Annotated in this window: 12 protein-coding genes; 9 read left to right on the forward strand and 3 right to left on the reverse strand. The window is 67.1% G+C overall.

The annotated features are described in order from the left end of the window. The first annotated feature begins 88 nt into the window (after positions 1-88). From HTUR_RS11810 to HTUR_RS11820, 3 genes are all read left to right on the forward strand, one after another. The gene (locus HTUR_RS11810) at positions 89-1,090 is read left to right on the forward strand and encodes a 5-methyltetrahydropteroyltriglutamate--homocysteine methyltransferase (protein ID WP_049941715.1); all 1,002 of its coding nucleotides are present in this window, start codon (positions 89-91) and stop codon (positions 1,088-1,090) included. Next, the gene (locus HTUR_RS11815; RefSeq protein ID WP_012943557.1) at positions 1,087-2,163 is read left to right on the forward strand and encodes a methionine synthase; all 1,077 of its coding nucleotides are present in this window, start codon (positions 1,087-1,089) and stop codon (positions 2,161-2,163) included. The genes HTUR_RS11810 and HTUR_RS11815 overlap by 4 nt, the downstream gene beginning before the upstream one ends. A 237-nt stretch (positions 2,164-2,400) precedes the next feature. After that, the gene (locus tag HTUR_RS11820; RefSeq protein ID WP_012943558.1) at positions 2,401-3,018 is read left to right on the forward strand and encodes a nitroreductase family protein; all 618 of its coding nucleotides are present in this window, start codon (positions 2,401-2,403) and stop codon (positions 3,016-3,018) included. A gap of 112 nt (positions 3,019-3,130) precedes the next feature. Here HTUR_RS11820 and HTUR_RS11825 read toward each other — a convergent pair whose 3' ends face one another. Then, positions 3,131-3,727: a hypothetical protein gene (locus tag HTUR_RS11825; RefSeq protein WP_049941890.1), complete on the reverse strand. Its 597-nt coding sequence runs from the start codon at positions 3,725-3,727 to the stop codon at positions 3,131-3,133. A gap of 192 nt (positions 3,728-3,919) precedes the next feature. Here HTUR_RS11825 and HTUR_RS11830 point away from each other — a divergent pair, with 192 nt between their 5' ends. Both HTUR_RS11830 and HTUR_RS11835 read left to right on the forward strand, forming a co-directional pair. Next, positions 3,920-6,502: a glycoside hydrolase family 3 protein gene (locus HTUR_RS11830; protein WP_012943560.1), complete on the forward strand. Its 2,583-nt coding sequence runs from the start codon at positions 3,920-3,922 to the stop codon at positions 6,500-6,502. A gap of 118 nt (positions 6,503-6,620) precedes the next feature. Next, on the forward strand, positions 6,621-7,757 hold the full coding sequence (locus HTUR_RS11835) for a Gfo/Idh/MocA family protein (RefSeq protein WP_012943561.1): 1,137 nt from the start codon (positions 6,621-6,623) through the stop codon (positions 7,755-7,757). Positions 7,758-7,781: 24 nt separating this feature from the next. Here HTUR_RS11835 and HTUR_RS11840 read toward each other — a convergent pair whose 3' ends face one another. Beyond that, on the reverse strand, positions 7,782-8,219 hold the full coding sequence (locus tag HTUR_RS11840; protein ID WP_012943562.1) for a hypothetical protein: 438 nt from the start codon (positions 8,217-8,219) through the stop codon (positions 7,782-7,784). 49 nt (positions 8,220-8,268) lie between these two features. On the opposite strand from HTUR_RS11840, the gene HTUR_RS11845 reads away from it, so the two are divergent. The 4 genes from HTUR_RS11845 to HTUR_RS11860 all read left to right on the forward strand — a co-directional run bounded on the left by HTUR_RS11845 (position 8,269) and on the right by HTUR_RS11860 (position 11,082). Then, on the forward strand, positions 8,269-8,463 hold the full coding sequence (locus tag HTUR_RS11845; RefSeq protein WP_049941716.1) for a hypothetical protein: 195 nt from the start codon (positions 8,269-8,271) through the stop codon (positions 8,461-8,463). An 88-nt stretch (positions 8,464-8,551) separates the two neighbouring features. Beyond that, positions 8,552-9,556 carry a zinc-binding dehydrogenase gene (locus HTUR_RS11850; protein ID WP_012943563.1) on the forward strand — a complete coding sequence of 335 codons (1,005 nt, stop codon included), beginning with the start codon at positions 8,552-8,554 and terminating at the stop codon, positions 9,554-9,556. A 111-nt stretch (positions 9,557-9,667) separates the two neighbouring features. Next, positions 9,668-10,405 (forward strand): creatininase family protein, encoded by a 738-nt coding sequence (locus tag HTUR_RS11855; protein ID WP_012943564.1) that lies wholly within the window; start codon positions 9,668-9,670, stop codon positions 10,403-10,405. After that, positions 10,402-11,082: a class I SAM-dependent methyltransferase gene (locus HTUR_RS11860; protein WP_012943565.1), complete on the forward strand. Its 681-nt coding sequence runs from the start codon at positions 10,402-10,404 to the stop codon at positions 11,080-11,082. The genes HTUR_RS11855 and HTUR_RS11860 overlap by 4 nt, the downstream gene beginning before the upstream one ends. A gap of 39 nt (positions 11,083-11,121) precedes the next feature. Here the strand turns inward: HTUR_RS11860 and HTUR_RS11865 are convergent, their stop codons facing one another. Continuing rightward, positions 11,122-12,678, reverse strand: a complete 1,557-nt coding sequence (locus HTUR_RS11865; RefSeq protein ID WP_012943566.1) for an ABC transporter substrate-binding protein — start codon at positions 12,676-12,678, stop codon at positions 11,122-11,124. Positions 12,679-12,705: the final 27 nt, after the last annotated feature.

A 12,705-nucleotide genomic window follows, 5' to 3' on the forward strand; every position in this document is an offset into this window, starting at 1 on the left:
GATCGCGGTTGAAACCTGCAAGAATTACTCCAGTGTATTAGCAAGGATGGAAAATATTAAGCGTCGGTATAGCCTAGCCGTTTCCACGATGACTGAGTACGTTTCGACCACGCCGGGGCTCTATCCGCTCCCGGACTGGGCGAAAGACGACCTCTCTGACCTGAAGGGACACCAGAAACACGACCTCATCAGCGGCGACGAGGGCGAGGAGATCACCGCGGCCTACGACGAGGCCCGCGAGGAAGTGATCGGCGTCCAGGAGGAGGCCGGCCTCGACCGCATCGTCGAGGGCCAACTGCGCTGGGACGACATGCTCGCCCACCCGCTGGCCGTCCACGACGCCGTCGAGACCCGCGGGATCGTCCGCTACTACGACAACAACAACTTCTACCGAGAGCCGGTCGTTCAGGACGACCTCGGCTTTTCCGGCGACGTCGCGAACGAACTCGAGGCGACTGCGGAACTGACCGACGGTGACCTGCAGGCCGTCCTCCCCGGTCCGTACTCGCTTTCCGATCTCGCCACCGACGAGTACCATGGTGACGAGGCCGAGTTCCTCGGCGCTATCGCCGACTTCCTCGAGGGCGAGGTCGACGCCTTCCCCGAGATCGAGACGCTGTTCCTGCTCGAGCCGTCGCTGGTCGAGTCGGCCCCCGAGGACGGGCAGGACGAACGCGCGAGCGAGGCGATCGATCAGGTCGCGAGCGCGACCGACGCCGACGTCGTCGTCCAGCCCTACTGGGGCGCACTCGAGGAGAAGGTCTACGCGCACCTGCTCGACGCCGACATCGACGCGGTCGGCTTCGACTTCGTGGCGAACCAGGACGACAACCTTTACAACATTCAGGAGTACGGCGCCACGGACGACGTCGCGCTCGGTCTCGCCGACGGCCAGAACACGCTCGTCGAGGACCCCGAAGCGATCCGCGACCGGACCGAGTGGGTCGAGGGCCAACTCGGCGTCACCGAGTTCGAGACGGTGTACCTGACGACGAACACGGAGACGTTCTACCTGCCCTACAGCAAGTACCAGGAGAAACTCGCCGTCCTTGCCGAGGCCGCGGATCTCGCGGAGGTGACCGCCGCATGAGCGCAAACGAGAACAAGGATCAGTTCCGACCCGAGAACCACGCGAACGACAACTTCCTGCTGACGACCGTCGTCGGCTCCTACCCGAAGCCCAAGTGGCTCAACCGCGCGAAGGAGCTCTACCAGGACGAGAATCACGGCTTCGACGAGGACGACTACCAGGAGGCCAAGGACGACGCCGCCCGCCTCATCACGAACGAACACGAACGCGCGGGACTGGACGTCGTCGTCGACGGCGAGATGCGGCGCAACGAGATGGTCGAGTTCTTCGCCCACCGCATCGAGGGCTACGAGTTCAACGGTCCCGTCAAGGTCTGGGGCCACAACTACTTCGACAAGCCGAGCGTCGTCAGCGAGGTCGAGTACGACGAGAGCTGGCTCGTCGACGAGTACAAATTCACCGCCAGCGCCACCGATCGCCCGGTCAAGGTCCCGATCACGGGTCCGTACACGCTCGCGAGCTGGGCGTTCAACGAGGCCTACGAGGACGACGCGGAACTCGCCTACGCTCTCGCGGACCTCGTCAACGAGGAGATCGAGAAGCTCGTCGACGCCGGCGCCCGCTACATCCAGATCGACGAGCCCGCGCTCGCGACCACGCCGGACGACCACGCGATCGTCGGCGAGGCCTTAGAGCACATCGTCGCCGACATCGACGACGACGTCCGCATCGGACTGCACGTCTGTTACGGCGACTACTCCCGCATCTACCCCGAGATCCTCGAGTTCCCCGTCGACGAGTTCGACCTCGAGCTCGCCAACGGCGACTACGAACAGCTGGACGTCTTCAAGGATCCCGAGTTCACCGCCGACCTCGCGCTCGGCGTCACCGACGTCCACGTCGCCGAGGTCGAATCGGTCGAACAGATCGAGGAGAACATCAAGAAGGGCCTCGAGGTCGTCCCGCCGGAGCAACTCGTCGTCTCGCCGGACTGCGGCGTGAAGCTGCTGCCCCGCGAGGTCGCCTACGGCAAGATGGAGAACATGGTGAAGGCCGCCCGCAACGTCGAGGCGGACTTAGACGAAGGCAATATCGACATCGAGCGCGGCGCGCCGACGCCGGCCGACGACTGACGCTGATTCCGGGTGAGTCGCCGGCGGTTCGTTTCCTGCCGACGATTGTACCCGCGATTTTCTTCGCTGCGCTCCGTTTTTTAGAGTCGGACACGACTGCGCCTCGTGGGAGTCGTTCGCACGCAAATTTCTCACAACATGACTGTTGAAACAATAGACACGAACACGACATGAGTGTTACCTGGTGACCCTCATGTCCGATAATATATACATGGTGTGGCGTAGAATAAACTGCTGATGCAAGATACGCTCGAGAGCCGGCACGAACTGCGCGACGACGTCGCCGAACACCGCGACCCCGAATACGATATCGACCCGCTGTTCGTCAACCGCTGGTCGCCGCGCGCGATGACCGGCGACCCGCTCGACGAAGAGGAATACCTTCCCTTGTTCGAAGCTGCCCGCTGGGCGCCCTCCGCGTTCAACAACCAGCACTGGCGGTTCCTCGTCGCTGACCGCGAGGACGAGGAATGGGACGCCTTCCTCGATCTCCTCTCCGAGAACAACCGGACGTGGGCGAGTGACGCCGCCGTGCTCGCGGTCATCGTCTCGAAGACGACGTTCGACCACAACGGCGAACCGGCGCCGGTCCACTCCTTCGACACCGGCGCGGCCTGGGAGAACCTCGCGCTCGAGGGCGCGCGCCGGGGATTGGCCGTCCACGGAATGGCCGGCTTCGACTACGAGCGCGCGGCCGAAGAACTGAACGTCCCCGAGGAGTACGCGGTCGAGGCGATGGTCGCGATCGGCGAGCACGCCCCGCCCGAGACGCTCTCCGAGGAACTGCAGGACCGCGAACAACCCAGCGACCGGAAGCCGCTCTCGGAGATCGTCCACCGCGGCGGCTTCCAGTAGCCGTTCGATTCCCGCCGCGCCCCGTTTTCGTCGACGAGCGCGGATTTCATCGGGTACGTCGGATTCCAGCGATAGCCCGAGGTCGTCGGGAAAGACCGGCTGACGACCACTCTCAGGGGAGATCGATGCTGGCCAGCGAGCCGGCGTTCCCGACGACGATCGAGCCGTCGCGGCGGACGACGATCCCGTAGCCGAGCAGGGACAGTTCGAGAACCACGTCGTCGCCACCGCCGCCGTCGCTCCGGGCCGACTCGCTGACGGCGAACGTCAGCGACTCGAGGCCCGAGACGTCTTCGGAGATGGCCGAAAGCGTCTCTGAGGGAACGTTCCGGATCTCACCCTCGACGGTGAACGAGAGCACGTCGGGCCGGGAATCGACGGAGTCGGAACCGTCGTTCGCGGACGACCGAAGCGCGTCGATCCCGTCCGCGAGGTCCTCCCGATCCGGCGTCGCGACGCCGACGTCGACGGTCTCGAGTCGAAGCGTCGCCGGCCCGGACAGGTCGATCGCGACGGACCCCGTCTCGTCGCCCGACACGGTCACGCGGACCGGGTTCAGCGTCGTGCCCTCGAACTCGGCGAGCAGCGCCTCGGTCACGCTCAGATGGCCCTCCGCCGTGAATTCGATTCCATCGGGCGATCGCGTTTCCACGATGACGTCCGACAGCCGAATGCTCTCCGCGTCGTCGAATCGGACTGTGTTTCTCATCGGTCCCTCAGCGAGCGTACGGACCGAGCGGGGGAAACTGTACCGTCGAAAACCGGCGTGTGAACCGTAGTCCATCGCATTAATTCACCGCATACGAGAGCCTACCGAATCGCTACACGCAGTCGTGTGCGGCATAGCCACCTGCTATCCCACGATAGCTAGAAAATATTTATACGTTATAGAATAACATGAATGGACGGGATGTCAACTGATAACAATCACGATGGTGTCGACGAATCGCGTCGAACGTTTATGAAGGCGACCGGTGCGGCGACGGCCGCGGCCGGGCTCGGAGCGACCAGTACGGCGGCCGGCGACGAGAAGCGATCGAAGCGACTCGAGGACCTGATCGACGGGATGACCATAGAGCAGAAGGTCGGCCAGATGGCCCAGGTGGCGATCGACAACCTCGGCGAGGGGTTCGGTCCCGACACCGCGTTCAACGACCACGACGACGCGGGCACGCTCGGTAAACTGTTCTCCGAGCTCCACGTCGGATCGATCCTCAACGGCGGCGCCACGGGGCCGACGTTCGACGGCGAGGAGTTCGTCGAGGGGCTCAACGGCCTCCAGGAATACAATCTCGAGGTCAACGAGCCGGCGATCCCGTTCGTCTGGGGCTGTGACGCGCTCCACGGAAACTGCCTGCTCGACGGCTGTACGAGCTTCCCGCAGCGGCTCAACATGGGTGCGACGCGCGACGTCGACCTCGTCGAGGCGGCGGCCACCCACACCGGCGACTCCGTCGCGGCGATCGGCGGCCACTGGAACTTCGGGCCGACGCTGGACGTCCTCCGAGACATGCGCTGGGGTCGCTACTTCGAGGGCCACAGCGAGGACGCGATGCTGCTCGGCGAGATGGGGAGGGCCCGGGCCCGGGGCTTCCAGCGAAACGAGCGGGTCGCGGCGACGGTCAAACACTTCGCCGGCTACGGCACTCCGAACACCGGTTCGGACCGGACCCACGCTCGGACCTCGATGCGGGACCTGCGGACCCGCCAGTTCGAGCCCTACCGGCGCGGGCTCGAGGAGGCGAAGACGGTGATGGTCAACAGCGGCGCGGTCAACGGGAAGCCGGCCCACGCCTCCTCGTGGCTGCTGACGACGGTCCTGCGCGACCGGTTCGGCTTCGACGGCGTGGTGCTGACCGACTGGGACGACTTCGAGCGGATGCTCTCGAACCACGAGTACCTCCCCGACACCGACGACGGCTGGCGAGAGGCGGTCCGACAGGGCATCGAAGCCGGCGTCGACATGCACATGTGCGGCGGCGAGACGGCGCCGACCGAGTTCATCGACACCGTGATCGATCTCGTCGAGAGCGGGGATCTCTCCGAGGCGCGCATCGACGAGTCGGTCCGCCGAATCCTCGAGCTCAAGGCCGATCTCGGGCTGTTCGCGGACCCGCTCGCGCCCGAAGACGAGATCGGCGACATCGTCGGCGGCGCCGCCGATATCTCCGAACAGCTCGCCAAGGAGTCGCTGGTCCTGTTGCAAAACGAGGACGACGCACTCCCGCTCGCCCTCGAGGACGTCGACGACCTGCTGCTGACCGGGCCCGGCGTCCACGAGGGGACGCCGAACCGGTTCCTGATGCAACACGGCGGCTGGACGCTCGGCTGGCAGGGCATCGAGGACGGGAACCTGACCGAGGACGGCCCGCGGCCGCGCCAGAACACGATCGAGGGCGAACTGACGGCCCGGCTCGGCGACGGGCTCACGCACGTACCGACGGAGTACGAGCCCGCGGTCTACGAGAGCCTCTACGAGAACTTCGACAACGGCTTCTTCGACGTCACCGACGAGCAGGCGGCGGCGATCAGCGAGGCCGCACCGGGCTCCGACGCCGTCGTCGTCGTCCTCGGCGAGGGGACGCACAACGAGGGCTTCGGCGACCGGGACAAGATGCGGTTCCTCGAGGCCCAGCGGGAGCTCGTCGAACTCGTCGATAGCGAGACGGGCGATGACGTTCCGATCATCGGCGTCATCCTCGCCGGGAGCCCGCGCGGCACGGCGGAGACGTTCCAGCACTTAGATGCCGTACTCTTCGCCGGCCAGCCGGGCAGCGATACCGGCGTCGCGGTCGTCGATACGCTCTTCGGCGACTACAACCCCTCGGGGAAGCTCCCGTTCACCTGGGAGTCCCATGTCGGACACGTTCCCCAGATCTACGACGAGTACCCGCCGCGTCACCCGGACGGGGCGGGCGATCAGATGGTCCAGTTCGAGTTCGGCCACGGCCTCTCCTACACCGACTGGGAGTACGTCGACCTGTCGCTGGCGACCGATTCGGTTAAAAACCCCGCCTCGAGGCCGACCGTGACGGCCCACGTCACCGTCGAGAACGCCGGCGAAACGGCCGGCGAGCACGTCGTCGAGATCTACAACACCGAGTCCTACGGCTCCGTGCTCCAGCCTCATCGCCGCCTGATGGGATTCGAACGGATCGCCCTCGAGCCGGGCGAGCGCGAGACCGTCGCCGTCGACCTCGACCTCTCGACGCTCGAGGTCGTCCCCGGCGACGTCCCCGGCTGGGGGCCGCGGGTCGTCGAGGCCGGCGAGTACGAACTCGCGGTCGGCGCCGACTGGGGCGTGAACGCGAGCGACGACGCGGACGACGGTGCGACGGCGACGCTGACCGTCGGGAAGACGGCCTCCATCACCGATCCCGAGCCGACGCCCGGCCGCTACGACATCGACGGCGACGGGGACGAGGACTTCGAGGATGTGATGGCGCTCCACCGGCGGCTCAAACATCGAAAATGGCGACGGTGACGCGACGGGACACACCGCAACGGTGACCGTCGCGGCTGCGGCCGTCAGGGGCAGGTGGGGCGCGACTCCGGCGCCCGCTTCGACAACAACTAACTGTCGGCTCGGTGAACGGGCGTCCATGTCCCTCGAGATCGGCGTTCTCGGCTATCGGTTCATGGGTAAAGCACACGCGAACGCGATGGCGCGGCTGCCGATGTTCTTCCCGGACGCGCCCGACGTCGAGCGCAGCGTGCTCGTCGGCCGAGACGAGGACGCGCTCGAGGACGCGGCCGATCGACTCGGGTTCGACTCGGTATCGACGGACTGGGCCGCGGTGGTCGACGAAGTCGACGCCTTCTACAACCTCGGACCGAACCACGTCCACGCCGACCCCTCGATCGCAGCGCTCGAGGCCGGCACGCCGGTCTTTTGCGAGAAACCCCTCGCGCCGACACTCGAGGACGCGGAGAAGATGGCGAACGCGGCCCGCGAGGCCGGCGACGACGTGCCCGCCGGCTGCGCCTTCAACTACCGGTTCGTCCCCGCGATCCGGTACGCGAAGCGGTTGCTCGAGGACGGCGAACTCGGCGAGATCCGCCACGTCCGCGGGCGCTACCTGCAGGACTGGCTGGTCGACCCCGAGGCGCCGTGGTCGTGGCGCAACGACGAGGAACTGGCCGGTTCGGGTGCGCTCGGCGATCTGGGCGCGCACACGGTCGACCTGCTTCGATTCCTGGTCGGCGACGACGACCTCGCCGGAGAGATGGAGCGCGTGAGCGGACACTTGCGGACGTTCGTCGACGAGCGGCCCGTCGAAGGGGAAGATGGAGAGACGCGGCCCGTCACCGTCGACGACGCCTACTCCGCGCAACTCGAGTTTGAAAACGGCGCGATGGGCACCCTCGAGGCCTCCCGCTTCGCGACCGGCCATAAAAACGACCACACGATCGAGATCCACGGCTCGGAGGGGAGCCTGCGGTTCTCGCTGGAGCGCCTGAACGAACTCGAGGTGTTGCGCCGAGACGAGAACCGCGGCTACGAGACGATCCTGGTGACCGACGCGGACGATCCCTACGTCGACCACTGGTGGCCGCCGGGCCACGTGCTGGGCTGGGAGCACACGTTCGTCCACGAGAACTACGAATTCCTGAGCGCCGTCGAGAGCGGCGGCGAGTTCGAACCGAGTTTCGACGCCGGTCTCGAGGCCCAACGCGTCCTCGCCGCGATCGAGGACAGCGACGAGCGCGGCGAGTGGGTCGGACTCGAGGGCGAGTAACGGATCGCCGAAGCGGCGCCGTCGCTACAGCCGGCCGCTTCCGACGTATGCGAGGACGAGGCATCCGACGATAACCGACAGATCCAGTACGATCTCCGGCAGCGACGCGATCCGGCCACCGGCGAAACCGAACGTGACGAGCGCCACCGCGACGATGGTCGGAAGCGGATGTGCGGTCAGCTGGCCGACGAAGGCCCGGAGCATCCAGTAACTCATCTTCAGCTGCGAGACGACGGCGACGCTGAGCGATCGGTTTCCGTCCGGATTCTCCGCTGGCTCGGCCGTCGCCAGCTCGTCGCGACTCACCGTGACGAGTTCGCCGGTGTGTCGTCGTCGACCGTCGGCGTCCGAAACGCGGAGCGCGGTCACGGTCTCGTCGCTCGTCCCCACGACGCGGTAGATTCCCGTCGAGTGGTCGGTATCGGTCAGCCAGACGTGATCGAAGACGGACGGAGACGGCATCGCGTGACTGTGTCTCAACGTACCGACATAAGTTCGGGGGCCGATCGCGGTGCGAATCGCCACCGCTCAGGACATCGGTCCCCGATCGGCCCGTGAATGTGACGACCTCGAGCATCTGGTCGTCCACCTCGAGATCGACTACGAGCACACGCTGACGCTGACCGACGAGACGGTGACGCCGAGACCGTCGCGGTCGTCCTCGAGGGACCGACGCCGGTCCCGTAGCCGTTCCGGGAGGCGGTGACGACGGCCCTCGAGCCGACCGAGGAGCGATCGAACGGATCGCCGAAAGCGTCGGATATTCCCGGCCCGCGACCCAACGACCGACCGCTATGTCTTCGGAGATGAGCGCCTACGTAATCGAAGAGTTCGGCGACCCGGACGTCTTCGAGCGGACGACCGTCGACGTCCCCGAGCCCGGTCCGGACGAGATCCGCGTCGAGGTCGTCGCGAGCAGCGTCAACCCCGTCGACTACAAGATCCGGCAAGGGGCGATTCCGGACTTCGCGCCCGACTTTCCGGCCCGGCTCCACTGCGACGTCGCGGGCGTCGTCGACGCCGTCGGGGACGAGGTCGACGCCTTCGACGAGGGCGACGAGGTCTACGGCATGCCCGGCGGCGCCGGCCGACAGGGCGCGCTGGCCGACTACGTCGTCGGCCACGCGGGAACGTTCGCCCGCGCGCCCGAGTCGCTGCCGCTGGCCGACGCCGCGGCCCTCCCGGTCGTCGCGCTGACAGCCTGGGAGATGCTCGCCGACAAGACGACCGTCGACGACGGCGACGACGTGATCGTCTACGGCGCCAGCGGCGGCGTCGGTCACATCGGGGTCCAGATCGCCGACCACTTCGACACCGCGGTCACGGCGACCGGCTCGAGCGAGGAAAAGCGCGAGCTCGCCGAACGGCTCGGCGCGGACGCGACGGTCGACTACACCGCGACGGATGTCGAGGAGTACGTCGCGGAACACGCCGGCGGAACCGGCTTCGACGTCGTCTTCGACCCGATCGGCGACGACCACCTCGAGACGGCCTTCGAGGCGGTCCGACCCTACGGTTCCGTCGTGACGACCGAGTCGAGCGCGGCCCAGGACGTCGATCTCGCGCCCATGCACGAGAATTCGCTGGAACTCGGCGTCGTGCTGGTCATTCTCCCGGTGTTGCTCGGCGACCGGCAAGAACGCATCGGCGAGGAACTCGCGGAAATCGCCGACCTCGTCGACGACGGCGCCGTCGAACCCCATATCGACGACCGCTATTCGTTCGACGAGGTCGCCGAGGCCCACCGACGCGCCGAGACGGGCGATTTCCTCGGGAAACTCCTGCTGGTCAACGAGTAACGAGCGACGCCCGGTCTCTCCGGTCCCCGCTTCCGATATCGCTTGAGTCCTCCCGCCGGCTCCGTCCGGAGATCGCTATTTCTTATGCGCGACCGCGAGTAGCGACCGAGCATGCGACTCGAGACGAGTTCCTGGACCGACGTGGACGAGGCGTCACCGACGACCGCGCTGCTCCCCGTCGGCAGCACGGAACAACACGGCCCGCACGCCCCCGTCGGAACCGATACGATCGTCGCTCGAGCGATCGCCGACGCGGCCGACCGAGCGAGCGACGCCGAGTCGATCGTCGGGCCGACGATCCCGGTCGGAATCGCACCCTACCACGGCAACTTTCCGGGGACGTGCTTCGTCTCCGCGGAGACGTTCCGGCGCTACGTCCGCGACGTCGTCGAGTCGATCGCCGACTCGAGCGTCGAGACGGTCGTCTTCGTCAACGGCCACGGCGGCAACGGCGAGACGCTCTCCCATCTGGCCCGCGAGGTGACCGCGGAGGACGCGATCGAGTGCGAGGCGTACCTGTGGGAGTGGATGCGTGCCGTCGACGAGCACGTCGGTCACGCGGGCGAACTCGAGACGGCCGTACTGCTCCACCTGTGTCCCGACGACGTCGGCGACCCGGTCGCCGGCGACGCGGCGACGTGGGCGGACACGGTCGACGGCGGGGTCGTCCACCAGTTCACCGACGAGTTCAGCGAGAACGGTGCGGTCGGCGACGCGACGGACGCCAGTCCGGAACAGGGAGAACGAGTATTCGAGACGGCCGTCGACGCGCTCGTCTCGTTCCTCGAGCGGGTTCGATCCGAGGACGGAGACGAGGGTAGAGAAACGGGGGGCAGCGCCCAGTCGTGACGCGCTCGTCGAACGGCGACGAGGACGTGAAAGATGTCGTCCGAGAGTACTGGAACGGCCGCGCCGACTCGTACGACGACGACGGGATCTCCGGCGTCCGCGACGACGAGCAGCGCGAGGCGTGGCTGGCGGTGCTCCGACAGTGGACGGGCGACCCGCCCCGTCGCGTGCTCGATCTCGGCTGCGGGACGGGGACGATCTCGCTGCTGCTGGCCGAGTTGGGCCACGACGTCTCGGGCATCGATCTCACGCCCGAGATGCTCGAGCGAGCGCGATCGAAGGCTCGGGAGGCGAGGCTGTCGATCGGCTTCGGTCTCGGGGACGCCGAGGCGCTCCCGGTTCCCGACGACGCCTGCGACGTGGTGACGGCGCGACACCTCATCTGGACGCTTCCGAACCCCTCGAGGGCGATTCGGGAGTGGCGACGGGTCGTCCGACCGGGCGGTCGGATCATCCTCCTCGAGGGCCGCTGGGACTTCCCGGAGCCGTGGGACGAGTACCGGGAGATCTACGACGACCTGCCGCTGTACCGCGGTCGGCCGCCCGGTGAGCTGGTCGATTTTCTCGCGGATCACGGACTCGAACGGATCGAGCGCGAACCCTTGATGGACGCGACGCTCTGGGGCGAGGACCCGGAGCAGGAGCTGTACGTCGTGGGCGTCGACGTTCCCGAGTAACCGTCGCCGACGTCACTGGCGGTGTGCGTCGGGATCGAGCTACTCCTCTCCCACCGTAATCGACTCGAGTCCGTACCGCGATTCCGTCGGGTGCGGCTCGTATCCGTCGACGCCGGCCGCGGTGGCGACGACGTTCGTGAAGTTCGTCAGGACCGCGATCGGCGCGTCCTCGAGGACGATCGACTGGACCTCGTGATAGCGCTCGCGTCGCGCCTCCCGGTCGGTGAGTTCCCGGCCCTCCTCGAGCAGGTCGTCCACCCGGTCGTTCTCGTAGCCGTGGTGGAGCGCTGCGTCCGTCGAGTGAAACAGCTGGGCGAGCCGATCCGGGTCCGGGTACGAGAACGTCCCCCACGACGTGAGGTAGCCGTCGAACGAGCCCTGACTGACGCGGTCGACCATCGAACTGTACTCCACCGTCGTCACGTCGACGTCGATCCCGACCGCGGCCAGGTGGTCCTGCATCGCCTCCGCGATCAGCGGGAGGCTCCTGGCGTCATAGGTGAGGAACTCGACCGCCAGTTCCTCGCCGTCGCGGGTGCGGACATCGCTTGAGCCGGTCGTCCACCCGGCGTCCGACAGCAGGGAGCGAGCGCGCTCGGGGTCGGCCGCGTGCGCGTCGGCGTCGAGGTCCGGATTCGCCCAGTCGGTGATCGCCGACGAAAACGGGCCGACCGCGGGCTCGTCGAGCCCCTCGAGAATCGACTCGGCGATCGCCTCCCGGTCGATCGCGCGGTGGACCGCCCGTCGAACGCGCCGGTCGTCGAACGGCGCCGACGTCGTGTCGAACGTGAGGAACCTGATTCGGGGCACCTCGTAGACGTGGATGTCGATATCGCCGTCGGATTCGAGCGGATCGACCGTCTCCTGAGGGAGGATGCGGGCCATCTCGAGTTCGCCGCTCTCGAGTTTCATCCGGCGCGTCTGGTCGTCCTCGACGACCTCGTAGCGGACGGACTCGAGAGACGGCTCCCGACCGTGGTACTCGTCGTGTCGAACGGATCGGATCTCGGCGCCGGAGCGAAACGACTCGAGGGCGAACGGGCCGGTACCGACCGGGTCTTCGATCGACCCGTCGTCGCCGATCGCGTCCGGGCTGAGAATGACGGCCTCGTCGCGCGAGAGGTGGGCCGGCAGCGGGGCGAACGGCGTTTCGGTCTCGACAACGACGGCGGTCTCGTCTTCGGCCTCGATCGCGTCGATCGGAACGTCGGTGAACGCCGTCGCGTCGGCGGTTCGGCGAAGCGACGCGACGGTCGCCGACGCGTCGAGCGACGTCCCGTCGTGGAACGTCACGCCCTCGCGGAGGTCGAACCGCCACCGGCGCTCGTCGACCCGTTCCCAGTCGGTCGCGAGGCCAGGCGCCGGCGTCGCATCATGGTCGACGCTGACGAGCGCCTCGGTGATCCCCAGTCGGCGGAGCAGGGTGCCCCCGTCGAGGGGATCTCGAGTCGGTTTCCACGGGGCCCCGATCCGAAAGTCGGCCGCGTCGGGGTCGTTCGAGAGGCAGCCGGCGACGGTCAGGGACAGGGTCGCAGCTCCGAGCGTCGTCTTCAGCGCGGTTCGTCGGGTCGTGGAGTATCGCGAGTCGCGTGTCATGTGGCTGCTGGAATTGGTGGACGGAAG

The sequence above is a fragment of the Haloterrigena turkmenica DSM 5511 genome (genome assembly GCF_000025325.1).
Classification (GTDB): domain Archaea; phylum Halobacteriota; class Halobacteria; order Halobacteriales; family Natrialbaceae; genus Haloterrigena; species Haloterrigena turkmenica.

Bases quoted from the DNA above. Each gene is read 5' to 3' on its own strand.
- HTUR_RS11810 (WP_049941715.1), top strand. From the start codon at position 89: ATGACTGAGTACGTTTCGACCACGCCGGGGCTCTATCCGCTCCCGGAC.
- HTUR_RS11815 (WP_012943557.1), top strand. From the start codon at position 1,087: ATGAGCGCAAACGAGAACAAGGATCAGTTCCGACCCGAGAACCACGCG.
- HTUR_RS11820 (WP_012943558.1), top strand. From the start codon at position 2,401: ATGCAAGATACGCTCGAGAGCCGGCACGAACTGCGCGACGACGTCGCC.
- HTUR_RS11825 (WP_049941890.1), bottom strand. From the start codon at position 3,727: ATGAGAAACACAGTCCGATTCGACGACGCGGAGAGCATTCGGCTGTCG.
- HTUR_RS11830 (WP_012943560.1), top strand. From the start codon at position 3,920: ATGGACGGGATGTCAACTGATAACAATCACGATGGTGTCGACGAATCG.
- HTUR_RS11835 (WP_012943561.1), top strand. From the start codon at position 6,621: ATGTCCCTCGAGATCGGCGTTCTCGGCTATCGGTTCATGGGTAAAGCA.
- HTUR_RS11840 (WP_012943562.1), bottom strand. From the start codon at position 8,219: ATGCCGTCTCCGTCCGTCTTCGATCACGTCTGGCTGACCGATACCGAC.
- HTUR_RS11850 (WP_012943563.1), top strand. From the start codon at position 8,552: ATGTCTTCGGAGATGAGCGCCTACGTAATCGAAGAGTTCGGCGACCCG.
- HTUR_RS11855 (WP_012943564.1), top strand. From the start codon at position 9,668: ATGCGACTCGAGACGAGTTCCTGGACCGACGTGGACGAGGCGTCACCG.
- HTUR_RS11865 (WP_012943566.1), bottom strand. From the start codon at position 12,678: ATGACACGCGACTCGCGATACTCCACGACCCGACGAACCGCGCTGAAG.